At 52.4% G+C, this 21,231-nt stretch carries 23 protein-coding genes and 1 pseudogene; 13 read left to right on the top strand and 11 right to left on the bottom strand.

Annotated elements, in window-relative coordinates:
• Positions 1 to 407 precede the first annotated feature (407 nt).
• The 3 genes from HB779_RS21625 to HB779_RS21615 are packed head-to-tail and all read left to right on the top strand — an operon-like array spanning position 408 to position 2,102.
• Complete coding sequence (locus HB779_RS21625; protein ID WP_188346391.1) at positions 408 to 680, top strand: hypothetical protein; 273 nt, start codon at positions 408 to 410, stop codon at positions 678 to 680.
• Between the two features lie 8 nt (positions 681 to 688).
• Positions 689 to 1,744 (top strand): HWE histidine kinase domain-containing protein, encoded by a 1,056-nt coding sequence (locus HB779_RS21620; protein WP_188346390.1) that lies wholly within the window; start codon positions 689 to 691, stop codon positions 1,742 to 1,744.
• The gene (locus tag HB779_RS21615; protein ID WP_188346389.1) at positions 1,737 to 2,102 is read left to right on the top strand and encodes a response regulator; all 366 of its coding nucleotides are present in this window, start codon (positions 1,737 to 1,739) and stop codon (positions 2,100 to 2,102) included. Before HB779_RS21620 ends, HB779_RS21615 begins: the two co-directional genes overlap by 8 nt.
• A 377-nt stretch (positions 2,103 to 2,479) precedes the next feature.
• Here the strand turns inward: HB779_RS21615 and HB779_RS21610 are convergent, their stop codons facing one another.
• Both HB779_RS21610 and HB779_RS21605 read right to left on the bottom strand, forming a co-directional pair.
• Positions 2,480 to 2,911 carry a nuclear transport factor 2 family protein gene (locus HB779_RS21610; protein WP_188346388.1) on the bottom strand — a complete coding sequence of 144 codons (432 nt, stop codon included), beginning with the start codon at positions 2,909 to 2,911 and terminating at the stop codon, positions 2,480 to 2,482.
• 113 nt (positions 2,912 to 3,024) lie between these two features.
• Positions 3,025 to 3,501 carry a DUF1801 domain-containing protein gene (locus tag HB779_RS21605; protein ID WP_188346062.1) on the bottom strand — a complete coding sequence of 159 codons (477 nt, stop codon included), beginning with the start codon at positions 3,499 to 3,501 and terminating at the stop codon, positions 3,025 to 3,027.
• A gap of 471 nt (positions 3,502 to 3,972) precedes the next feature.
• Here HB779_RS21605 and HB779_RS21600 point away from each other — a divergent pair, with 471 nt between their 5' ends.
• Positions 3,973 to 4,323: a VOC family protein gene (locus tag HB779_RS21600; protein WP_244642754.1), complete on the top strand. Its 351-nt coding sequence runs from the start codon at positions 3,973 to 3,975 to the stop codon at positions 4,321 to 4,323.
• An 828-nt stretch (positions 4,324 to 5,151) separates the two neighbouring features.
• Here HB779_RS21600 and HB779_RS21595 read toward each other — a convergent pair.
• Positions 5,152 to 6,438, bottom strand: a complete 1,287-nt coding sequence (locus HB779_RS21595) for an MFS transporter (RefSeq protein WP_188346387.1) — start codon at positions 6,436 to 6,438, stop codon at positions 5,152 to 5,154.
• A 46-nt stretch (positions 6,439 to 6,484) separates the two neighbouring features.
• Entirely contained in the window at positions 6,485 to 7,879 is a 1,395-nt protein-coding gene (locus HB779_RS21590) for a M20/M25/M40 family metallo-hydrolase (protein WP_188346386.1), read from the bottom strand.
• A gap of 124 nt (positions 7,880 to 8,003) precedes the next feature.
• Between HB779_RS21590 and HB779_RS21585 the strand changes: the two genes are divergently transcribed.
• The gene (locus HB779_RS21585; RefSeq protein ID WP_188346385.1) at positions 8,004 to 8,882 is read left to right on the top strand and encodes a LysR substrate-binding domain-containing protein; all 879 of its coding nucleotides are present in this window, start codon (positions 8,004 to 8,006) and stop codon (positions 8,880 to 8,882) included.
• An 802-nt stretch (positions 8,883 to 9,684) separates the two neighbouring features.
• Here HB779_RS21585 and HB779_RS25495 read toward each other — a convergent pair.
• The 6 genes from HB779_RS25495 to HB779_RS21555 all read right to left on the bottom strand — a co-directional run bounded on the left by HB779_RS25495 (position 9,685) and on the right by HB779_RS21555 (position 14,378).
• A complete protein-coding gene (locus HB779_RS25495; RefSeq protein WP_244642820.1) occupies positions 9,685 to 9,849 on the bottom strand; it encodes a hypothetical protein in 165 nt (54 codons plus the stop codon).
• Between the two features lie 281 nt (positions 9,850 to 10,130).
• Positions 10,131 to 10,897 (bottom strand): IS5 family transposase gene (locus tag HB779_RS21575; protein WP_371823908.1). Its coding sequence is split into 2 segments (ribosomal slippage): positions 10,131 to 10,576 and positions 10,576 to 10,897, totalling 768 coding nucleotides; the frame shifts between segments, so codons are not numbered across the junction.
• 240 nt (positions 10,898 to 11,137) lie between these two features.
• Positions 11,138 to 12,448 carry a cation diffusion facilitator family transporter gene (locus HB779_RS21570; protein WP_188346384.1) on the bottom strand — a complete coding sequence of 437 codons (1,311 nt, stop codon included), beginning with the start codon at positions 12,446 to 12,448 and terminating at the stop codon, positions 11,138 to 11,140.
• 8 nt (positions 12,449 to 12,456) lie between these two features.
• Positions 12,457 to 12,717, bottom strand: coding sequence for a metal-sensing transcriptional repressor (locus HB779_RS21565; RefSeq protein ID WP_305848994.1), 261 nt, complete (start codon positions 12,715 to 12,717; stop codon positions 12,457 to 12,459).
• A gap of 52 nt (positions 12,718 to 12,769) precedes the next feature.
• Positions 12,770 to 13,984, bottom strand: a complete 1,215-nt coding sequence (gene arsK / locus HB779_RS21560; RefSeq protein ID WP_188346383.1) for an arsenite efflux MFS transporter ArsK — start codon at positions 13,982 to 13,984, stop codon at positions 12,770 to 12,772.
• A gap of 61 nt (positions 13,985 to 14,045) precedes the next feature.
• A complete protein-coding gene (locus tag HB779_RS21555) occupies positions 14,046 to 14,378 on the bottom strand; it encodes a helix-turn-helix transcriptional regulator (protein WP_188346382.1) in 333 nt (110 codons plus the stop codon).
• A gap of 46 nt (positions 14,379 to 14,424) precedes the next feature.
• On the opposite strand from HB779_RS21555, the gene HB779_RS21550 reads away from it, so the two are divergent.
• The 7 genes and pseudogenes from HB779_RS21550 to arsH all read left to right on the top strand — a co-directional run bounded on the left by HB779_RS21550 (position 14,425) and on the right by arsH (position 18,462).
• Complete coding sequence (locus HB779_RS21550) at positions 14,425 to 14,952, top strand: DUF6428 family protein (RefSeq protein ID WP_188346381.1); 528 nt, start codon at positions 14,425 to 14,427, stop codon at positions 14,950 to 14,952.
• 32 nt (positions 14,953 to 14,984) lie between these two features.
• Positions 14,985 to 15,341 (top strand): helix-turn-helix transcriptional regulator, encoded by a 357-nt coding sequence (locus tag HB779_RS21545; RefSeq protein ID WP_188346380.1) that lies wholly within the window; start codon positions 14,985 to 14,987, stop codon positions 15,339 to 15,341.
• Positions 15,334 to 15,843 (top strand): annotated as a pseudogene (locus HB779_RS25490) (arsenate reductase ArsC); the annotation flags it as partial. The gene HB779_RS21545 and the pseudogene HB779_RS25490, both read left to right, overlap by 8 nt.
• Positions 15,844 to 15,846: 3 nt before the next feature.
• Positions 15,847 to 16,266: an arsenic resistance N-acetyltransferase ArsN2 gene (gene arsN2, locus HB779_RS25485; RefSeq protein WP_371823958.1), complete on the top strand. Its 420-nt coding sequence runs from the start codon at positions 15,847 to 15,849 to the stop codon at positions 16,264 to 16,266.
• Between the two features lie 9 nt (positions 16,267 to 16,275).
• The gene (gene arsB / locus HB779_RS21535) at positions 16,276 to 17,337 is read left to right on the top strand and encodes an ACR3 family arsenite efflux transporter (RefSeq protein ID WP_188346378.1); all 1,062 of its coding nucleotides are present in this window, start codon (positions 16,276 to 16,278) and stop codon (positions 17,335 to 17,337) included.
• Positions 17,337 to 17,759: an arsenate reductase (glutaredoxin) gene (gene arsC / locus HB779_RS21530; protein WP_188346377.1), complete on the top strand. Its 423-nt coding sequence runs from the start codon at positions 17,337 to 17,339 to the stop codon at positions 17,757 to 17,759. The genes arsB and arsC overlap by 1 nt, the downstream gene beginning before the upstream one ends.
• A complete protein-coding gene (gene arsH, locus HB779_RS21525) occupies positions 17,734 to 18,462 on the top strand; it encodes an arsenical resistance protein ArsH (RefSeq protein ID WP_188346376.1) in 729 nt (242 codons plus the stop codon). Before arsC ends, arsH begins: the two co-directional genes overlap by 26 nt.
• Before the next feature lie 27 nt (positions 18,463 to 18,489).
• Here the strand turns inward: arsH and HB779_RS21520 are convergent, their stop codons facing one another.
• Positions 18,490 to 19,890 carry an ISKra4 family transposase gene (locus HB779_RS21520; RefSeq protein WP_188346375.1) on the bottom strand — a complete coding sequence of 467 codons (1,401 nt, stop codon included), beginning with the start codon at positions 19,888 to 19,890 and terminating at the stop codon, positions 18,490 to 18,492.
• A 173-nt stretch (positions 19,891 to 20,063) separates the two neighbouring features.
• On the opposite strand from HB779_RS21520, the gene HB779_RS21515 reads away from it, so the two are divergent.
• A protein-coding gene (locus HB779_RS21515) for an IS3 family transposase (protein WP_188342757.1) occupies positions 20,064 to 21,223 on the top strand; the annotation gives its coding sequence in 2 pieces (ribosomal slippage) (positions 20,064 to 20,328 and positions 20,328 to 21,223; 1,161 coding nt in all).
• Positions 21,224 to 21,231 lie beyond the last annotated feature (8 nt).

The raw sequence follows: 21,231 nt of genomic DNA, 5'->3' as shown, positions 1-21,231 counted from the left end.
CTCAGGAGAGCATCATGGACATCACCACACTTCTCATTATCGTTTTAATTGTTCTTTTTCTGGGCGGCGGTGGCTGGTACGGCCGCGGTCGCTGGTATTAAGCAGCTGCTCTAACGTAGCGGGCAGGTTGTGAAATTGGACTGATCCATGAATATGGGTCAGTCCAAATTTTTTGGTGCGAAGTCCTTGTCTCAGTTCAAACTGAATGGGCTGAAGCAAAGAGTCAGAAAAATCCCAACCACGTCTTTGAAGCGCGCCAACTCCCCGCGCAATAACAGTGGGTTAGAGGATTGTTTTGCAACCTCCAACGGCAGGCGTACTATCGGTGCGTCGCCGGGTTGTAACTTGACAGGCTCCTGACGCTTGGAAGACGCCATAGTGCTTTCGCCCGATCAAGGGATAAAAGCATGGGATTTAATGACCGCATTCTACAACAATATACACACGACGATTGGCTTGCGATGCAAGATGCACACGACAAGGCATCAATAATTCTCGGACGTTCACCCAAAACGGACATTCATTCGGACCGTCTGGGACGCACAGTCATTGCCCTGTTCAATTTAAAACTACGCAGTATCGATGAGATCGTCGAACGGGCAGTTCAACGTGAAAGAAGTTTTGAAGCCATCGATTCTTGCAGTGTTGTCCTGAGGTTTTCATCGCGGAATCTGGATTAAAGAAAAACATGCCCAGGATTGCCAACAAGAGCGATGAGCAAAAAGACGCCGAAGCTGAAGTCAAGAGTTTCAGTGAAGACCTTGGACCATTTGTGGTTGCTGCCGAGACAACACGAATGGCAATGGTGTTTACCGATGCCAAGGAACCTGAACATCCCATCATCTTTGCCAATGACAGTTTTTTAGACCTGACCGGGTATGACCGGGAAGAAGTGCTCGGCCAGAATTTCAATTTCCTGCTGGCGCATATTAAAGATGCGTCTGCCTTGGTAGATGTCAGTGCCGAATTTGCAAAGCATGATGATCACAGTTCTGAAATTCTGTATCGTCGCAAAGACGGTAGCGAATTTTGGGCGGCGATGTTTGTCAGTCCCGTGAAGAACGAGGCAGGCGACATCGTTCAGCACTTTGCCTCGTTTGTGGACCTGACCAAACACAAGGAAGAGCAGGTCCATTCCAAGATGCTCATTGAGGAGCTTACGCACCGCGTCAAGAACACGCTTTCGACAGTCCAATCGATTGTCTGGCAAGCCTTGCGGATGGACGCTGATCCAAAGACCATTCAGCAAGCAATTGAATCACGGTTGCAGGCTTTGTCCCGTTCACATGATCTTTTGACACGGCAGAACTGGAAGGACACGGGATTACTCGACGTGATCACCGACGCTTTGGAACCGTTTGGAATAACTGGCGGCCGGGCCGAACGGATTGTCATCAAGGGCAGCAATATTCTCTTCTCACCTAAAATCGCACTGGCACTGGGCATCGCGTTTCACGAGCTGGCGACCAATGCCGTTAAGTACGGCGCATTCTCCAATGATACGGGTTCGGTCTCGATAGATTGGGAAGTCGAGGAGATGGCGGAGGGCCGTCGACTTCTCTTGAAATGGCAGGAGGCGAATGGACCAGCTGTAGCTCAGCCTTTGCGGCGGGGTTTTGGCTCCCGCATGATAGAAACAGGTTTGGCTCACGAGATAGGAGGCACAGTTCGCCTCGAGTATCCTCCTGAAGGCCTGCAGTGCACAGTGACTTTCCCCGTGCCAAAAGCGAGCGCCGATGGATAAATTGCTTTCCGGTCGCCGTCTTCTGGTCGTCGAGGACGAAATGCTCATCCTTATGATGATCGAAGACATGCTTTCCGACCTTGGATGCAAATCTGTGACGAGCGCAGCGACGAACGAGCAGGCAATCAATCTGATCGGCGGGCAGAGTTTTGACGCCGCCATGCTGGATATGAATTTGAACGGCCAGAAAAGTCGGCCAGTAGCCGATGCTCTTGTTACTCGCGGAGTGCCGTTTGTTTTCTCAACGGGTAACAGCTCAAGCGATGTTTGGGACGGCTATGCACATCATGCTGTCATCCGGAAACCATTTCTGTTCGACCAGCTGGTTGATGCCTTTTCGCGGCTCCTGCGTATGTGATCGAAGGGTGCATTGCAGGAGTAGTCGGCACCAGGGAGCCTTCTGTGCCGAACTGATCGCCATTCGACCAATACGCGAGATCAACTTGGGGTAGTTTGCGGAAGATGGCGATTTGACACTCGAACGAATTAAATAAATATTTTCAGGGATACATGGTTTCGCAGCGGGCAGTTTTCGCCCTAAGAAACTCAGGGGTTTGCAGAGGATACAGCCGAGAAGGCTCGCAAGAGACACAGATAGGGGCGCCGACAAGAACTTTGTTTGAGCGTCACCACACCTTGCGACATGCCTGCGGCCATTTTCCTGGCCATGCTCCAGCTCGCTTCGACACCTCCTCCAGCTTCGCGCTCATGAGTTCCGCGTTTGATGTTAGCGTATCAGGGCTTCAGATCAATCGCGGCCTTGAAGCTGCCATCCATGTAGAAAGGCACCGACTCGTGTGTGTGACAAATCTTCCAGGTGCCGTTAATCCTGATCAAACCGAGGGTTTGACGGAACCACAGATCCACTTTTTCACCACTGGCTTTCGTGCCCATCATTCTGACCAGACTGCGTGCGAATGCGACATTCTCACTGCAAGTGATTTTGGCATCGCGGGACTTATTACCGATGGGTCCGACCCAGGTATCAAACCAGTTTTGTAAATTATCGGCATTTTTACCTTGAAATTGCAAAGGTGGAGCAAGGCTGAACTCAACCAGATCATCGGTTAAGTGCGATAGGACACGCTTGGCGTCCATATCACCGAGCGCTTTTGCCCAATCTTCAATTACGGCTTGAATGACAAATTTTTCCTGTTCGGCAGACATTTCATTCTCCTTTTGATAGCTTTTACAAACGCAGGACGAACGGGAAAATCTATTTGCTACAATGTGGAGGAAATAATTGACCACAGACTTTGTGGACATGGAAAGAACGGTCGTCAGTTCCCTGCAACCCGGCCATAACGAAGTTCGAGAATTCCGTTTTCCATATCCCGCTCAACTCTGTGGAGCATATTCGTAAACTCTCTCACGTCTAAATCCGCAACGCACCTGAACCGAATTGCTCCTGTTTTGCTAACTGATACTCTGCCCAGTTTCTCGGCGTATTGCTCCGCAACAGGGCCGGCATCGTCTCTGGCCGAGAGATAAAGGCTGATGTTGTTCTTCTGTAACGCCATTCCAAGAACGGGCCAATTCACGGGGGTCCGGGATGATTTGACGCTGTAGTGAAAGTGGCCGTAACCGATCATTGACATCCTCATCCCTGGTTCGCCTTGGGGTGTTCCCGCTACAAACCACCGTTTCCAGTTGGGCGCGGCACCGACGATAAGTGTATCGACGGAACGGAGATCATTCTCTCGCCGAGGGTCAAAACCAAAATATTGTTCAACGTTTGAGGCGATCACTTTGAACATCCTACCCTCCAGCCATCTCTAAAGAGCACTCACCATGTCATGTTGAAACCAATCGCATTTGATCAACTTTGCGCATCCAGACATAGTGTCGGCGTTATCGGTGAGCCGATATCAGGCAGTTGGTACGCCACCCACGTTCACTTGCGTCACAGGAAATCTGCGCAGCCAAAATAATCAAATTTGTTTGCAACACATTACACCGCGTGGTCAGCACGGCGCCTCTGCGCTGATTTTCCGAGGGAATGGCCTTGACCTTCACAGCTTGGACGGCTTCCTACCGCGTGCAATCCGTCGCGGAAATCTCTATTCTGCGACGATCATAGATCAGACGCAGAACCGATTCAAAACTCGGGAGTTTAGCGTCGAGCTCGAACATCGACCTTTGTCGGAAAATTTTCGGGCATATGTCGGAGTGCTTGGTTATCGTTCGTCTTGCCCACACATGCCCGAACACGCGCCAAGGAGAAGATGATGGCCAAGCCCGCAATGTGGTTCGACATAAATGCCAAGGACGCTGCTTTGTCGCGGGCGTTCTACAAAGGCGTATTCGGTTGGGACTTCAATGTATTGGAGCCGCTGAACTACGGCCTCACGCAGACCTACGAGAAAATCCCCGGAGGAATCGGCCAAGCCAGCGAAGGCAGCTCCCATCCGTCTGGCGTGGTGGTCTATTTCCCGGTGGACGACATCGAAACCACGCTTGCAGGGGTCGAGAAGAATGGCGGTCGGTGCGTCGTGCAGCCCTGGGAACTGCCGGGCTACGGTCGCATGGCGGTTTTCACCGACCCGGATGGCAATCGCATCGGGATTTGGCAAGTCTAGGTAAGAGCTGCTTGTCGCGAAACTCCTAACATTCGCAACAAAATCGGCGGCGCTGAAAGTTCAGGGAAAATTCTATCGCAAAACTCGCTCGCAAAAGTCAGAGTTTCGCGACAGACATTTGCGGTATAATTATGCCGGTTGTGACCTGTCCCTGGGCTTTCGCTCCAACCAACGTCCAAATGTGGCCGAAGGGATCGAAGATCGGGGCCACGCGGTGATCGATCATGTCAGTCTGGATTTCGTCCCGGATCACAGCTCCATCCGCAAGGGCGCTGTCGCATTGTACTTAAACGTGAGAATGCTGCTCTGGATCGATGGTGTTGTAGTTAAACATGAGATTTCACAGCCATGAATCTCATAATTACAGCAACAACGAGACTAGTTCATTTGAATTAGCCTAAGAATCTAAACGTTAAATGGTCAGTCCGATTCCAATTTTGTGTGACAACGTGATAATTCAGAAATCTTGCATTGACTGCAGTACACCGCGTCAAAATCTCATATTAAGTGCTATATCTCGGATTATCTGCAATCATCACTCATGGAATTGATTGGAATTAACGTCTCGCGGTTAAGTACAGTTCGACAGTTGTGGTGGATGCGCTTAGGACATGACGACCAAACAGATCTGGCTCATTACTCTATTATGTTTGCCGGAATTGCAGTCGGCCCTGAGTTTCACGAGGGCGAAGGGCGCATTTCATCTCACGCGTTCCGGCCCGTCGGATATCGCGTAAACCTCATTGTTTTTTGACCGCTTGGGAGTTTGAACGTAAAGCATCGCGGTTGTCCAACCACGATGCTTTTTGAAGAGTTTCCGATCTAAGCTCAACGCCGTATGAACACAGCTATCAAGGCGCTGGCAATACAACTGCCGGCGACGACTGGAAAAATAATTGACGTATGTCCACTCTGATCTATGAGCCTTCCGATGAGCGGCTCACTGAAGCCAGCAAAGACGTATGCAAACGCATTCATGACGCCCGTTGCCGTTCCCGAACGTTTGGCACCGACCAGGTCAGGACATAAAGCCCAGAATGAAGATGCGGGCCCATAAACGAAGAACCCCGCTGCAAAGAGCGTAACCAGCATCACGTAGCCCGGGGATTCCGTATACATGCCGAGCGAGGTAAGTGCACCGATCAGCATGAACAGGACAATTGCCTTGCTGCGGTTCGAACCGAATATCTTGTCTGATATCCAACCGTTTGAGATAGCTCCAAATGCCATGCCGATAGGCAGTGCAATTGAGATCCATTTTGGATCGATCAAAGAATTGGGCGATTTGGACCAATCCGCTCCGAGAAAGTGGACCGGGACCCAAACAATCAGTCCATACCGTGCGGCATTCATAAATCCAATGGAAATGGACGCGATGAGGATTTTTGGGTGTTTCAGGACCGCCTTGTAGCGTTCCCAAACTGTCTCTCCATCCACCTGTGATGCTGGTTCGGAATTATCATTGGCCATTCCGGTATCTGGCGATTTGAAACCCAAATCTTCGGGGCGGTCGCGAACGAAAATATAGAACGTCATACCGCCGATCAACATGAGCAGTACCGGCAATCTGAATATCCATCGCCAGTCCATTTCAAAGACACCAACCACCAAAATTGACGTCACATATGACAGGACAGAGGCTGAACTCGCAGCCAGAACGTAAAGGCCGTATACTTTGCCACGCTCGCTGCGATCCCACCAATTTGATAAAATCCGGCTTCCGGGAGCCCAACCCAACGCCTGAAAATAACCGTTGATGCCCCAAGGCAGTGCCAGGGTTTTGAAGCCCAAGGCAAAACTCATAACCCAGTTGGCCAGACATGAGAGGACCGCGCCGGCAGTCATAACTCTGCGACCGCCATACTTGTCGGCCAGACTTCCATTGATCGCCTGACCGAAAGCATAGGACCAAAGCATTATGGCCGACACCCAGCCAAGAGCTTCCTTGGATAGCCCGAATTCCTTCTGCATGCCGGGAATGGCAAAACCAAATGTCTGCCGCCCGGTATAGAAGAACAAGTAACAAAACATGACGGCGAACAAAACGCGCCATTGTGCTTTTCTAAATGAATTAACGTCTGCTGGTATTAGAATGGTCTCGCTTTGTACTGACATATTCCCCTCGCTTTTCGCGTTATTTTAAGGTCATTCAACGATAGATTTAGCTTACCGTTTCCGCAGTTGTTGACTTGGCGGCGACGGCTGGGGCCTCGCCACACCATGTGCCTATGAGTTCAATCAGGGTCTCGATGGAATCCAGATAATCGGAAATTTGAATGCATTCGTCTGGCTTGTGCGCCTGTGCAATCGTGCCAGGACCGAAGATGACTGTCGGTATTTTTCCACGGTTGACGAGATGGCGGGCATCACAGCAAAATGGACCTGCAAGGGGGACGGGGTTTTTGCCGCGTTGGCCAAGGATGTGGCCGAGGTGTTTGGCAATATCGATATCGACGTCCTGCATGACGCTGTCGTCATGATGCAGGAATTCAAGCTTCAGCGGGTGTTTGCGCAGCAAGGGATTGCTGCGATTGATTTCGTCAATGGACGAGCGAAGCCGCTGCATGACATCAATTACACTGCCGATCTGCGGCGCAAAATAAGCCCCGCCTTTCAGGATAACTTCATCAGCGGTGACAGTTTCATAGTGCCCACCATTGATCTTGCCCATGACCAATGAGAACGGCTTGCTATCTGGCGAACCGCTCTGGTCGTTGTAGGAACGTTCAACCTTCGCCAAGGCCTCGATTGCCACAGGCAGCAACTCAATTGCGCTGATCCCTTCAAGATTGGGTCCGTTCCATCTTGCACCAGGAGAGCGAGCAATTCCTGAAATCCGCAATTGCCAGTAGAGGCCACCGGGCTGACTGATGAGAATCTGATTATTTGTTGGCTCCAGAACAATCGCAGCGTCTGCCTGGCAGCCACGACGAACCAAATCCAAAGTCCCATTGCCGGAATGTTCTTCATTGACGACACTGTGGAATATAACGTCGCCCTTCAAGGCAACCCCGGCTTGCTGCAAATAGATGATCGCCATGATTGCCGCCATCATGCCGCCCTTCATGTCGGAGGTTCCACGGCCATACATGATGCCGTCTTCGATCTCTGCTCCGTAAGGTGCTCGCGTCCATTTGCCGGTCGGCTCAATTGTAACCGTGTCAATGTGTGCGTTGAGTATGAGGCTGCGGCCTCCTCCGGTTCCGCGAAAAACACCAACGACGTTGGGACGGCCGTCATAATTGAGAACATCATTCAGCCCGCTTTTCAGCAGGTCCTCATGCGACGGCAGGCTGTCATAAGGAAGAATGAGGTCGTGTTGCCAATGGGTCGGATACTGGGCGATATCAGGATATCGAGCAAACATCGCTTCAATATCGGGTTCTCCAAGTGTCACCTCCGCTCCAAAAGTCTCAAGAATGCCAGCAATATACCGCTGCGCATCTCCCTCTTCGCCCGTGGGACTTTCCATGCGGATTAATGCGGCAAGGCCGGCAATGCTGTCTGATCGACCGGCAGCAGCAAGTCCCAATGCCGTTTGAAGTTGAGGTGTCAATGCTCGTTCCCCAGTTATTGATTAAGGGAAGCGTATGGCGATCTTGAAATAAGTAAAATTAGATTTTAGGAACAGTTGTATAAATTATTTTATACGTTGATATCCTCAAACGGGAGGCAGACGCATGATGTACACTCAACTGCGCGCATTCGATGCCGTTGCGAGGGAGGGAAGTTTTTCCCGCGCTGCCGAGTTGTTATCTCTAACCCAGCCGGCAATCACAATTCAGGTTAAAGCCCTTGAGGCAGCTTACGGTGTTCAACTGCTCAACCGCGAGGGTAGGCGGATCGTATTAACTGAGGTCGGTGAGAAACTCTTTCGTATCACCCGCCAATTCACGACCTTGGAAGAAACAATCGACGAGACCCTTGGTCAGTCGCAGAAAAAGCCAGAAACCCGGCTTCGCCTCGTGGTTGATGGCCCGCATGTCGTCATGCGGTTGCTCAGCCAACTGCGGCTACAGCATCCACACATCAAGCTGGCAGTAGGGACCGGTAACAGTGCCTTCGTACGCCAGGAGCTTTTAGATCGACGTGCAGATATCGCAATTCTACCGGGTATCAAAGGGCACCTCAAAGTACATGCCATTCCTTTTTGGCACCACAAGGCTGTTCTCATCGCATCGAGGGGCAGCCCCTTGTCTGAACGAGCAAGTGTGGAATTTACCGATTTGAATGATCTGCCGATGCTCAGGCGTGAGCACGGTTCCATGACCCAGACAAGAATTGACGCTGCGTTCAAGCAGGCAGGCATAAGCGCGAATTCTCTGGTCGAACTCGGCAGCCGGGAAGCCCTGATTGAAGCCGTTTCGCAAGGTTTGGGCTATGGAATTGTTTGGGATGGAGAAGCGCAAGACACTGAGCGCCTGAGAGCAATCCCCATCACCGGATCCAACCTTCAAAGTACCGACTTCATTGCCTGTCTGAAGAGCGAACGCGAAAGAACTGCTATTCGATCGTTGTTCGCAATTGCGGCCAAGCTATCGAATGGTGCCTCTGGATAATGGCGATAGGGCAAGCAGGTATTTGTTCATTTCCATTTGCGTAAACGGACCAAACTGGAATGCCGATTATCGCCTATGTATTGTTTGATAGGCAATAAAGCTTCGAAGCAATTGCCGATCCGGAAGACGCGCAATCTCGTCATCTCGGCAATCATGAATAATTCAACATCTGCATAAGGAGCCCAGATCAGATCGCGGCCGAACTTTCGGTGCAGAGCTTTCGCGAGCGGGGCACTAATCGTACTCCCCCGGCGAAGCTTGCCCATAAGTAGCCGACTCGTTTGCGAAAGTTTTCAGTGAAAACTTGAGTCGAAAGAATCACATGTGATTCTGTGTCGCGCACTTGATGCGTGTAGGGGGTGCCTTGGCGTTCAGAACGTGTTGCCCAATGGTCGGCCAATCATCTCCAACGCCTTCGTATGAAGATACGCCCGTTTTACATCGAATTCGACAAGTCTTATGCTCGTTCCGTCAACCCCAAGTTTCATCATTGCGGCCAGCACCAAATCAATCATCGCTTGCGTGGAGGATGACCCCTATGCTTTGGGAGTACAATTCAATGCAACTGCAGTGAGTTTCATGATGAGTCCTAATTATTCTTTTTTATTCTTTTTTGTTTGAAATTGAATGTGGCTTCTCATTTAGATGAAAAGAGAACGATGCCGTTGGCTTCGCTCTCTCTGCGATATTAAGAAACGCTAGAACTACATTTTCTTCATTGCTTTTTCTGCGTTACCCATGTGCATTGCACATTCGTCGAGCTTTTTTGCTTCCATGGATTTTTTCGCCATGTCCATTTCCTTCATGGCCATGTCTTTTTGTCCTTCATGGCAGGCTCTTTCATCATATCCATGTCGGTTTTCATCTTCATCATGGTAGCCTCATCGCACTTCATCGCATCTTCCGCGAATGCAGATGGGATAAAGGCGAGACTAAGAACGGATGCAACCATTATTGCTTTAAACATTGTATTCTCCCAAATATCTTAAACAGGGTAACATAACCCAATAATCAACGGTATTAGAGGAAAATTGTTCCGCACAAATAGCTAATAGTAATAAATTATTACTACCCGTCTGGAGTTTATTTTGAATGTTTTCATCTTTAAAATGACCCGCGACACTTACAACTTTCACTGCGTCACATGATACTTTTGGAGTCTTTAAGTTGCAGGCACTCCCGCTGATGTACTGTAATTCGGACAACACTGGCCTTTAATGCGATCTGCCAGCAACCGCGGGGGGGGCTTTAGGAGGCGTTGACAAAGTGGCGCATCCACAGGCGGATTGAGACGATGTGGACGAAGCCGAGATAACTGTCGGCGGTTTTGTCGTATCGGGTTGCAAGCCTTCGAGCGTTTTTCAACTTGTTGAAGCAACGTTCGACCATGTTGCGCAGGGCATAGATAGCGGTATCGATGGGAAGCTGGACGAGCCTGTTGCGTTTGGTCGGCACCAAGGCGATACCACCGCGCTTTTCCATGTCCTGACGAATAAAATCGGCATCGTAACCCTTGTCAGCCAGTAGCACCTTTGGCGCGGGTCCGTCGGCGTCCATAACGGGCATGTATCCCTTGAAGTCCGAGACTTCTCCGCTAGTCAGTGTGAAGGCTATGGGCAGGCCCATCGCATTGATACGGAGATGGATTTTGGTCGTAAAGCCACCTTTTGAGCGGCCAAGACCCTGACGCGGAGTCCCCCTTTAGCGCCGGCTGAACAATGATGTGCCCGGATGATTGTGCTGTCGATCATTTGCAGGCTGGGATTACCGTCACCACTTTCGTTAAAGGCCTCAAGCAGCACATCCCACAAGCCCGACAGTGTCCAGCGCCGGAACTGGCGGTAAACTGATGACCATTTGCCAAAGTGTTCATGCAAGTCGCGCCAAGCGACACCTGTCCGTGCGATCCAAAATACCCCATCCAGAACAAGCCGGTGATCTCTTGGTCGTCGCCCACTGCGAGCGCCTCGTTCAATCACAAATGGTTCCAGGCAGGCCCATTCCTCATCGCTCATCAAACCTCGGATCAAGATAACCTCCGTGAAAGCTACCTTGAATCAAAACCTACGTGATTTGAAAACCCTCTTTGTCAACACGTCCTAGGTCCATAAATCTCGTTGCGTGGTTTTCAAACCTCGTTTGGCGTGCAAAAGTTCAATGCCACTATCATATTGTTTTCGCTTCTTAAGCCATCCTTTTCTGCTGGCTGCCGTATTTGTACAATCTCAACATTCCGAGCGCTTCTGCACCCGAATTCAATGATGATGTCCTTCCGGTTCAACCATTCGGAATGGCAATTCCTCCGTCAATGCTTTCGAAGCAAGCTGCAATACCGCATCAAACTCATGTGGTTCTTCCGGTGCGACAGCGCTTTGCAGGAAGTGATGATCGTCATTCACAGGGTTCAACGCAATGTGCTCGATGTATCCATCCGGACGTTGAATGTTGACGCTTGCCTGCATGCCCTGAACATGCCGCGACACGCGCAGACGCATGCGTTCGCCCGCATCGGTGTCGACGATCTCCAGGAGGCCATTGGCCAGCTTTCCATCGACGAGGAACGGTTCTGGCGCGTGATGATTGCCACGCGTTTCGGGGGAGACAAAACGGACTGTTGCGACTGAAAGAGCTGGAATATGGGCGAACAGCTCCTGTTCAAGTCTTCCGGATATAGCGTTGGCTTCGGCAAGCAGTAGGCTATCGTCTACCAAAATCAAAACATCAACGTGCAGCTTATGCCCAAGCCAGCGGGCTTTTGCCTCCACAACCTTGCTGACGCCAGAAACATGTATCGCCGCGTGTTCGATCTCATCGACGATCTCAGGCTCAACGCCGTCCAGCATACGCGTCAACACCGAGCGGGCGGACTGCCAGACAATGCCGAAAGTTGCGATGGTAATAAGCAAGCCAACAATGGGGTCTGCAAGTGGAAATCCGAACCAGACACCGATTGCGCCAGCCACCACAGCAAGGCTCGTTAACCCGTCCGTTCGGGCATGGAAACCGTCTGCTATCAATGCCGCGCTGTTGATTTCACGTCCAACGCGAATGCGGAATACTGCTACCACCTCGTTGCCTATAAAGCCTACAATACCTGCTGCAGTCAGCCAGCCGAGATTGGTAACAGGCTGAGGATTGATCAAGCGGTGGACTGCCTCATATCCGGCAAACAGCGCGCTGAACAGGATGATAGCAACGATGATGATACCAGCAAGGTCTTCCACACGGCCAAGGCCATAGGTGAAGGTCTTGCTTGGCTTTCGCCGCGCCAGCACGAACGCGATCCATAGCGGAATGGCGGTTGTTGCGTCAGCGACGTTGTGAATGGTGTCGGCAAGCAAGGCCACGCTGCCTGATATCGCCACGACACCAATCTGCATTGCTGCCGTGACGGCAAGGATAACGAACGACCATTTGACTGCCCATATTCCTCTGTCGGTCGTCGCAATGGTAGCGTCAATCACACCATGGCTGTGCCGATGATCATCATGATGATCATGGCCATGTTCGCCGCCACCATGGGCGTGACTGCCGAAACCAAACCAATCCAGGATTTTGTTCCACATGGGTGTTCTCACAGGTATTTGGTGATGAGTTTCAGCTCTTTGATTGCGTCGTGCTGGCCATGGCCTTCACCACTGTCATCAAGACAGTGCTCGATATGGTCGTGGATCAGCTCACGCTTGGCGTTGGCAATCGCGCTTTCGACTGCGTGGAGTTGCTGAGCGAGATCAACACAAGGCCGACCGTCATCAAACATCGATAAAACTTTGGCGAGGTGACCTTGGGCACGTTTGAGGCGAACGATGATACTGGGATGGGATGCATGTTTCATAATGCATGAGAGTATCCCCCGGGGGATAGAGTCAAGAAATCAGATATTGCGATCAGGATTGCTCTCGAACCAAGACGCGCTGACTCGCGTGTCCAATCGCGGCGAACGTCGCGACCGCCACCAATCCCAACACGGCGGAGATAATCAAGCTTGTCCGTGCTCCAAGGTGCTGCATGACGAACGCAAAAGCAAATGGTGCGCCGGAGGTTGCGATCAGGCGAATGGCCGTGGCCTTGCCGACACGTTGACCGTATCCGTGGCTGCCGAAAAGCGCGAGCGGGAGGGTGCCCTGTATGATGCTTGCAAGGCCCGCACCCAGTCCGAAGACCACGGCGAATAGCAAGGCACCCGCAATCCAGCTGCCGCTTAAGAGTAGCACGCAAATCGAAACGGGAACCAGGAGAGCGGAAATCAGCGCCAGACCAAGCGGCTGTATCCTGTCGCCGGAGAGCATGCTGAACAGTCGGCTGGCGACCTGAGCAGGGCCAAACAATGTGCCGATCAGGACGCTTGCGCTTCCAAGACCCAATGCGGTCAACATCGGCAGCATATGGATAAGGATGGCGGCATCAATAAAGCTGATCAGTGCAATGCCCGATACCATCAGCACGAACACCGATTGTCTGCGGTGAGCGGGTAGGCTGCCCTCGACGGCGTGTTTCACGACCGTACCTGTTTGCGCAGTCTTTGGGGTCTTTGACAGTGAGGCCAGCCAAAAATGAATCGGGAAACAAACGCCCACGTGTATGGCGGCAAAGACGTAGTAGACCTGCTGCCAGGAAAGGGTCGCATGGAGCGCGGAAGTCAACGGCCAGAAGATCGTCGACGCGAACCCGGCAATCAACGTGAGGTAAGTAATGCTGCGTTGCGCGGTGGTAGGATTAATCTGGACTAGTAGAGCGAAGGCCGCGTTGTAAAGGACGAACGTCGATGCCAATTCAATTGCCATCAAACCAATGGCAAACAGGATTGGATTGGGCGCAAGGGCACAGGCAACAAGTGCGACTGCGGCTCCAATAGAACCCAAGGCCATGACTTTTCCGGCACCGTGCCGATCAATCCAGGTTCCTGCCAACGGGGCAGCTAGTCCTCCGGCCAGAAGCGAGATCGAAAATGCCCCAAAGACCCATTCCTGCGGCCAATGAAAGTCTTGTGCCATGGAAGCTGCAAGGGCCGTAAAGCTGTAATAGAGTGTGCCGTAACCAATGATCTGAGTGAGGCCAAGAGCGGCCACTACCAGACGACCTTGAGTGGATGATGCGGACATTTAAGAGCTTTCTGCAAGGGAAGCATATCGAGACATTTGAATGTCCGCGTGGGGATCAAGTTTAAACCGAGCAGGTTTCCGGAGCGCATTTAGCTTCTGTCGGATCACATCGACCTTGGCAGCAATCGCGCATCAGGAACTCAATGAGGCCTGAAAGAGCCGGATAGACTGCGCTGTATATGATTGAACGCGCTTCACGCCGCGACCGGATTAGGCCCGCACGTTCCAGATGGCTCAAGTGAAACGATATTTTGGAGGAAGAGGCGCCCATCGCTTCTCCGACTGCACCCGCAGGCATTCCATCCGGTCCAGCAATAACCAGAAGCCTCACAATCCGGAGGCGGGTTTCCTGTGACAAGGACGCAAAAGCGTCGAGGGCTTGCATTTCGTTCATTTTTATCTCAATATCTCAAAAGATGTTGAAATGAGGATATATCAAAATGAACATGATTGCCACCCCCTCTCGCATTGATTTTCATGCCGACGCGTCACTCAGCGATCTGCTCTACGCGTTGGTCAACCATCCCGACAAACCACTCGTCATCAAATATGGCGGGCGTACCATTCAGGCTGGCTATCACGTCACCGAGGTGAAAGCCGGATCGTTCGTTACCCTTGATTGCGGCGGCAAACCGGATCAGTGGCACGAGACAATTCTTCAGGTGGAAGACAGGGCATCTGAGGAAGGAAGCACTTACATGTCCGTATCCAAGTTCAGTAACATCCTTGCGCAGGTCGCAAACCGGATCGAATTGGATGCGGCTGCGAGGATGACGTTTGAAGTGGGCACTCCCACCGTCCCGATGCGGATATTCTACGTCAATAATCTGCAGATTGAAGACGAGCGCGTGGTCATGAACCTTGCTTCGAGAACCGCCATCTGCAAGCCAAGACACCGTGCAGCGCAAGAGGCGGCAAAATCATCATGCTGCAGCCCTTCGGCCAAACAGGCGAGTTGCTGTTCTTGACATTTGATCAATATATCGGTAAATCTGGATATATGGAAAAAGAAAACACCATTGAAGCCTTTTCGGCCCTTGCTCAAGCCTCACGCATGGATGCATTCAAGCTGATTGTGATGCACGAGCCGGAAGGGATCGCCGCTGGGGAAATTGCCCGTATTCTGGATGTTCCACAGAACACAATGTCTACACATCTCGCGATCCTGTCTCGTGCTGGCCTGATCACATCGGAACGTCAAAGTCGCTCAATCATCTATCGGGCCAAATTCGAGAACCTTCGTGCGGCGATCAACTACCTGTTGAAGGATTGCTGCGCGGGCCATCCTGATATTTGCGCCCCTGTTATCGCTGACATTGTTCCCTGTTGCCCGCCCAAGGAGAAATTCAATGCCTAATCGCGTCTACAATGTCCTGTTCCTGTGTACCGGTAATTCGGCACGTTCCATCCTCGCAGAAGCCATCCTCAGCGTGGAGGGTAAGGGGCGCTTTCAGGCTTTCTCTGCGGGAAGCCAGCCAAAGGGTGCAGTCAATCCGTTCGCTTTGAAAGTCCTTGATGTGCTCGGCTATCCCTCAGAGGGTTTCCGGTCGAAAAGTTGGGATGAATTTGCCTTACCAGATGCGCCGGAAATGGATTTTATCTTTACCGTTTGTGACGATGCTGCGGGAGAAGTCTGCCCGATCTGGCCCGGCCATCCTATGACTGCCCATTGGGGTATTGAAGACCCGGCAGCAGTGGAAGGGACAGAGATCGAGAAGGAAAGGGCCTTTTCTCTAGCGGCCCGTTACATGAAGAACCGCATTATGGCATTCCTTAATCTGCAACATGCCTCCGTGGATCGCCTTTGGTTGACAACGAAACTCCAAGCCATTGGTCGCCGCGAGGGCCTTGAAGCCGAAGAGATAAACCCTGTAGACGTTGATTTTGAAGCCGCACTTCTGGCCGCAGCGCTTCCGACAGACGATCTTACGCAGTCAACGGGCAAGTTCTTTCGCTTTTCGGATCGGCAGGGTCACCCGGTCGGTTATGGCGGCATCGAACTCTATGGCAAGGATGCACTTTTGCGCTCGATTGCCGTATTACCCACGGCACAAAGGCACGGACATGGGGCCGCGATTACCAGACTTCTGCTCCGGTATGCTGATATTCGAGGTGCAGAAGCAGGTTATCTCCTCACCACCGACGCCGTGCCGTTCTTTAGCAAACTTGGTTTCAAATCCGTCGAACGGTCTGCAGTGCCCGCTGACATTCTTGGAACTCCTCAAGCCTGCGATTTGTGCCCGGCCTCCGCATCCATTCTGACGCGATCCGTTTCGCTCTAAGGAAATCCAATGTCTGTCTTTGAACGTTATCTGACGCTGTGGGTTGCCTTGTGTATTGTCGTTGGCATTGCTCTCGGTCATTTCATGCCCGGTGTGTTCCAGGCTATCGGACTTGCGGAATACGCCAACGTGAATATCCCGATGGCCGTTCTGATCTGGCTGATGATTATACCGATGCTGCTGCGCATCGACTTTGGCTCGCTGCATGAAGTGGGGGCTTACTGGCGCGGCATCGGTGTAACCCTGTTCATCAACTGGGCTGTTAAACCATTTTCCATGGCACTGCTTGGCTGGTTGTTCATTGGTTGGCTCTTCCGGCCCTATCTGCCTGCCGTTCAGATCGATTCCTATATTGCTGGACTGATCATTCTTGCCGCTGCCCCCTGCACGGCCATGGTGTTCGTCTGGTCGAATCTCACCAAGGGCGAACCGCATTTCACCCTGTCGCAGGTGGCGCTGAATGATGCCATCATGGTCGTGGCCTTTGCGCCAATCGTTGGACTGCTGCTGGGCTTGTCGGCGATCACCGTGCCGTGGAATACGCTGATCCTTTCTGTGGTTCTCTACATCATTGTCCCCGTCATTATCGCTCAATTCGTCCGCAGGCAGTTGCTTGCGAATGGCGGCAAGGCAGGTCTTGACCGATTGCTCGGCTTGCTTCAGCCATTGTCATTGGTGGCTCTGCTTGCAACGCTCGTCATGCTCTTCGGCTTTCAGGGCGAACAGATCATCGCACAACCCCTCGTGATCGCGCTTCTGGCCGTACCAATTCTCATTCAGGTCTATTTCAACTCCGGATTGGCCTACATTCTCAACCGCATCAGTGGTGAACAGCATTGCGTAGCCGGACCTTCAGCGTTGATCGGAGCCAGCAATTTCTTCGAATTGGCCGTTGCCGCTGCCATCAGCCTGTTCGGCTTCAATTCAGGCGCAGCGCTTGCCACCGTGGTTGGCGTGTTGATCGAAGTCCCGGTCATGTTGTCGGTCGTTTGGATCGTCAACAGAAGCAAGAATTGGTATGAGCGCGGCGCAGCCGTCCGGAACCTCCAAAAAGCAGAAAGGACTGTCTGATGACCGTTACCATTTATCACAATCCATCCTGTGGCACTTCGCGCAACGTGCTGGCGTTGATCCGCAATGCGGGTATCGAGCCTAAAGTCATCGAATATCTGAAGACACCTCCTGCCAGACAGGAACTGAAAGATTTAATCCGAAGAGCGGGACTGACCGTGCGCGAGGCCATTCGTGAGAAGGGAACGCCCTATGCCGAGCTCGGTCTGGACGATCTGTCATTGAATGACGAGCAGTTGCTTGATGCCATGGAAGCCCATCCGATCCTGATCAATCGTCCCTTTGTCGTCACGGAAAAAGGCGTGCGCCTTGCCCGGCCGTCCGAGGCAGTTCTGGATATTTTGCCAAGCCCGCAAAAGGGCGCGTTCACCAAGGAAGACGGCGAAGTCGTCATCGATGCTGAAGGAAAGCGCCTTGTCTGATTTGCCGAATATCGTATCCGAAGCTCTGCGGCTTCCTGATACTGGAAAGTTGCCGGTTTCCTTCTCGTCACACCGACCGCGCATCCTGCTGCTATACGGTTCGATCCGGAAGGTGTCGTATAGCCGCTTTTTGACCCAGGAAGCGGCGCGTCTGCTGGAACATTTTGGTGCTGAAACCCGGATTTATGATCCGGCTGGTCTGCCTCTGCCCGACGATGCCCCGGTGGATCATCCAAAAGTCCAGGAATTGCGCGAGCTTTCACTCTGGTCAGAGGGACAAGTGTGGACCAGTCCTGAACGGCACGGTGCGATGACCGGTGTCATGAAGTCACAGATCGACTGGATACCGCTCGCCATGGGAGCAATCCGCCCCACACAAGGACGGACATTGGCGGTGATGCAGGTTTCGGGCGGGTCGCAATCGTTCAATGCCGTCAATCAGATGCGGGTGCTTGGCCGCTGGATGCGCATGGTGACGATTCCCAACCAGTCGTCGGTCGCCAAAGCCTACCAGGAGTTTGACGAGAGCGGGCGGATGAAACCCTCTGCATATTATGATCGTGTTGTGGATGTGATGGAAGAACTCGTCAAATTCACGCTGCTGACGCGCGATGTTTCCGGGTACCTCACTGATCGATATAGCGAACGAAAGGAAGATGCGGAGGCGCTGGAAAAGCGAGTGACTCTAAGGAGCGCTGTTTAAGGGGGAGCATAAGCATTTGTGGGGCGGTCAGGCGGTGAGTGCCGTTTCATCGTATTCTTGATTGTCGTTTCCCATGCTGGTGTACCATCGCTGGAAGGTCGAACGAAGGGAGCCATCAAGCGTCTGAGTGCGGGTTTGCAGCAGAAGATGGGCACCGACTTTGCTCCATTGCATTTGCTGCTTCTTGGCGAAACGCTTGGATATGACAGCGTTGACGGTTGCCTCGACGAAAGCTGAAGAGATGCGTTCACCGGACCGATAACGCTCACCGTAATTGATCAGGCTTGCATTGTTGGAGGCGATGTAGGACCGGAACTCGCAGATGGTGGTCAAGAACTTGCGCATGTTGGGATAGTCCGTTTCAAGAGCTTCCGCATCAAATTGCAGGTCTGCGATCTCGCCGCGCGCACGATAGCCGTTGCCATGCCAGAGATGCCATTTGATTTTGCGTAAGCCTTCAAGCAGATCCTGCCCAGCCTGCTCGTCGTAGTTCTCGACTCCCTGCGCGAACTGGCGAAGGACTGTGATGCGCATGGTGATGTGGAACCAGTCCAGGACATGCTCGCTCGCCGGTGCGATCATTTCGGCAAGCGATCGAACCTCTTCGCCGCCGTCGGTGATGAAGGTGATATCCTGATTGGCCTGCACGCCTTGCTTGATGAGATGGTCAATGATGCGGCGTTGCGGCTTGCGATCATGACCTTGGACGAAGCCGATATAACGCGGTTCACCGTCGTCGGGTAGCGAACGACCCACGATCAGTTCGAAATTCTTTTTGCGGTTATCGCGGTCTCGGATGTAGCCGCCATCCAGACCGATAACGATGCGGCCATCCGGAACAGGCAGGTTCATCCAGTCATGCGGGCAGGTATCCTGCATAAAGGACACCCGTTCTTCGGTTAGCTCTCGCTCGATACGGCGGGCCGCACGCAATGCATGCTGCCGAACTGTTGTGGCATTGGCACCGCAATTGATCGGCAGCACATCGGCCCACAGCTCCGCAGCGGCGGCATAGGGCACGAGTGAGGCCCACCGGGTCTCCAGATAAAGGCGTTCGGGCGCGATGTGATCGGAGATCAATTCCCGCAGCGGTGAGATTGTTGCAGGACAGTTCGCGCCGTCAACCCGTGGCAGGTAATAGCGCGGGCTCTGCAGGCGTACATCGCCGAACAGGGTATGGAAGGTGACAGGATAGCTACCTTTGCTTCGCAGATGGCGGCCATTCCGGTCGCGATTTTCACTGAGCCACGATTCCACCTGCGTCTCCACCATAACTTGCTGCAATTTTGCTAGGAGGGTCTTTGCCTCGGACAACGACAGGCCAAGATCTTCGGGCCTTTTCGTCACCTTCATCAGATCCGCGACTGTCTCGGTCGCAACAATCTCACTGTCGTCATTCAGCATTTGCAATATCAGTCGTGCTCGCATGTCGTCTTCCCGCATCAAATTTTCCACAACAGCCGTAGTGGAGGATCTGATGTTCACAAAACTCGGCTTCCGCACTTCGCCCGTGGCTGAAACAGCGATAGAGATCATGGCCTGCCCCCTTGAAAGTGGTCCTTTATGAAGTATGGCTTTTGAGCCGATAAAGGATATTGAGAATGCCAAGCAAACGACACAAGCCCGAAGAGATTGTCATGAAACTGCGTCAGGTAGATGTTCTAAGTTCGCAGGGGAAGTCGATGGCAGAAGCCATTCGATCGATAGGTGTGACGGAAGTAACATATTACCGGTGGCGGGCCGAATACGGCGGCTTGAAGGGTGATCAGGTCAAGCGGCTGAAAGAACTGGAAGCGGAGAATGCGCGTCTTCGGCGGGCTGTTTCGGATCTGACGCTGGACAAGATGATCCTTGCTGAGGCCGCAAAGGGAAACTTTTAAGCCCCGCACGCCGCCGTGCCTGTGTGGAGCATGTGGTTGAGGAATTTGACGTGTCCGAACGACGGGCATGCCGGGTTCTTGGCCAGCATCGATCCACACAGCGCAAGCTCTTGAAAACACCGGACGATGAAGCGGCACTGACCGCCGACATCATTGCACTTGCTCTCCAATATGGCCGCTACGGATATCGCCGCATCACAGCGATGCTGCATCGTGCGGGTTGGGTGGTGAATGTGAAACGGGTTGAGCGGATATGGCGGCGTGAGGGGCTCAAAGTTCCACACAGACAACCCAAGCGCACACGTTTATGGCTGAATGAGAGTTCGTGCATCCGGCTTCGACCGGAATACCCCAACCATGTCTGGTCCTATGACTTTGTTGAGGCTCGCACGCACAATGGAAGGAAAATCCGTATGCTCAATGTGATCGACGAATTCACACGGGAATGTATTGCCATCAGGGTGGACAGAAAGTTGAAGGCGACGGATGTCATCGACGTTCTGTCTGATCTGTTTATCCTGCGCGGCATTCCTGGTCACATCCGGTCCGACAATGGCCCTGAATTCATCGCCAAGGCCTTGAGAGAGTGGATTGCTGCCGTCGGTGCCAAAACCGCCTACATCATGCCGGGTAGTCCATGGGAGAACGGCTATTGTGAGAGTTTCAATTCAAAGCTTCGGGATGAACTGCTCAACGGAGAAATCTTCTACACACTTAAGGAGGCACAAATCGTCATCGAGAATTGGCGACGGCATTACAATACTATCCGACCCCACTCATCCTTGGGTTACAGATCACCTGCTCCCGTGGCTATTGTCTGGCCGTCTCAAAATGGGCCAGCCTCAACGCCAGTGATGGCAATCAGACCAAGTCTGCACTAACATTAAAC

The organism is Phyllobacterium sp. 628 (assembly GCF_014189505.1).
Taxonomy (GTDB): Bacteria; Pseudomonadota; Alphaproteobacteria; order Rhizobiales; family Rhizobiaceae; genus Phyllobacterium.
The sequence above is the reverse complement of the archived record's forward strand: the minus strand, read 5'-3'. Positions and strand labels throughout refer to the sequence as shown.

Bases quoted from the DNA above. Each gene is read 5' to 3' on its own strand.
- HB779_RS25495 (WP_244642820.1), bottom strand. From the start codon at position 9,849: ATGTTTAAAGCAATAATGGTTGCATCCGTTCTTAGTCTCGCCTTTATC.
- HB779_RS21615 (WP_188346389.1), top strand. From the start codon at position 1,737: ATGGATAAATTGCTTTCCGGTCGCCGTCTTCTGGTCGTCGAGGACGAA.
- HB779_RS21595 (WP_188346387.1), bottom strand. From the start codon at position 6,438: ATGTCAGTACAAAGCGAGACCATTCTAATACCAGCAGACGTTAATTCA.
- arsH (WP_188346376.1), top strand. From the start codon at position 17,734: ATGCTGAAGGAAAGCGCCTTGTCTGATTTGCCGAATATCGTATCCGAA.
- HB779_RS21605 (WP_188346062.1), bottom strand. From the start codon at position 3,501: ATGTTCAAAGTGATCGCCTCAAACGTTGAACAATATTTTGGTTTTGAC.
- HB779_RS21610 (WP_188346388.1), bottom strand. From the start codon at position 2,911: ATGTCTGCCGAACAGGAAAAATTTGTCATTCAAGCCGTAATTGAAGAT.
- arsC (WP_188346377.1), top strand. From the start codon at position 17,337: ATGACCGTTACCATTTATCACAATCCATCCTGTGGCACTTCGCGCAAC.
- arsK (WP_188346383.1), bottom strand. From the start codon at position 13,984: ATGTCCGCATCATCCACTCAAGGTCGTCTGGTAGTGGCCGCTCTTGGC.
- HB779_RS21585 (WP_188346385.1), top strand. From the start codon at position 8,004: ATGATGTACACTCAACTGCGCGCATTCGATGCCGTTGCGAGGGAGGGA.
- HB779_RS21620 (WP_188346390.1), top strand. From the start codon at position 689: ATGCCCAGGATTGCCAACAAGAGCGATGAGCAAAAAGACGCCGAAGCT.
- arsB (WP_188346378.1), top strand. From the start codon at position 16,276: ATGTCTGTCTTTGAACGTTATCTGACGCTGTGGGTTGCCTTGTGTATT.
- HB779_RS21545 (WP_188346380.1), top strand. From the start codon at position 14,985: ATGGAAAAAGAAAACACCATTGAAGCCTTTTCGGCCCTTGCTCAAGCC.
- HB779_RS21570 (WP_188346384.1), bottom strand. From the start codon at position 12,448: ATGTGGAACAAAATCCTGGATTGGTTTGGTTTCGGCAGTCACGCCCAT.
- HB779_RS21625 (WP_188346391.1), top strand. From the start codon at position 408: ATGGGATTTAATGACCGCATTCTACAACAATATACACACGACGATTGG.
- HB779_RS21565 (WP_305848994.1), bottom strand. From the start codon at position 12,717: ATGAAACATGCATCCCATCCCAGTATCATCGTTCGCCTCAAACGTGCC.
- HB779_RS21520 (WP_188346375.1), bottom strand. From the start codon at position 19,890: ATGCGAGCACGACTGATATTGCAAATGCTGAATGACGACAGTGAGATT.
- HB779_RS21550 (WP_188346381.1), top strand. From the start codon at position 14,425: ATGAACATGATTGCCACCCCCTCTCGCATTGATTTTCATGCCGACGCG.
- HB779_RS21600 (WP_244642754.1), top strand. From the start codon at position 3,973: ATGGCCAAGCCCGCAATGTGGTTCGACATAAATGCCAAGGACGCTGCT.
- HB779_RS21555 (WP_188346382.1), bottom strand. From the start codon at position 14,378: ATGAACGAAATGCAAGCCCTCGACGCTTTTGCGTCCTTGTCACAGGAA.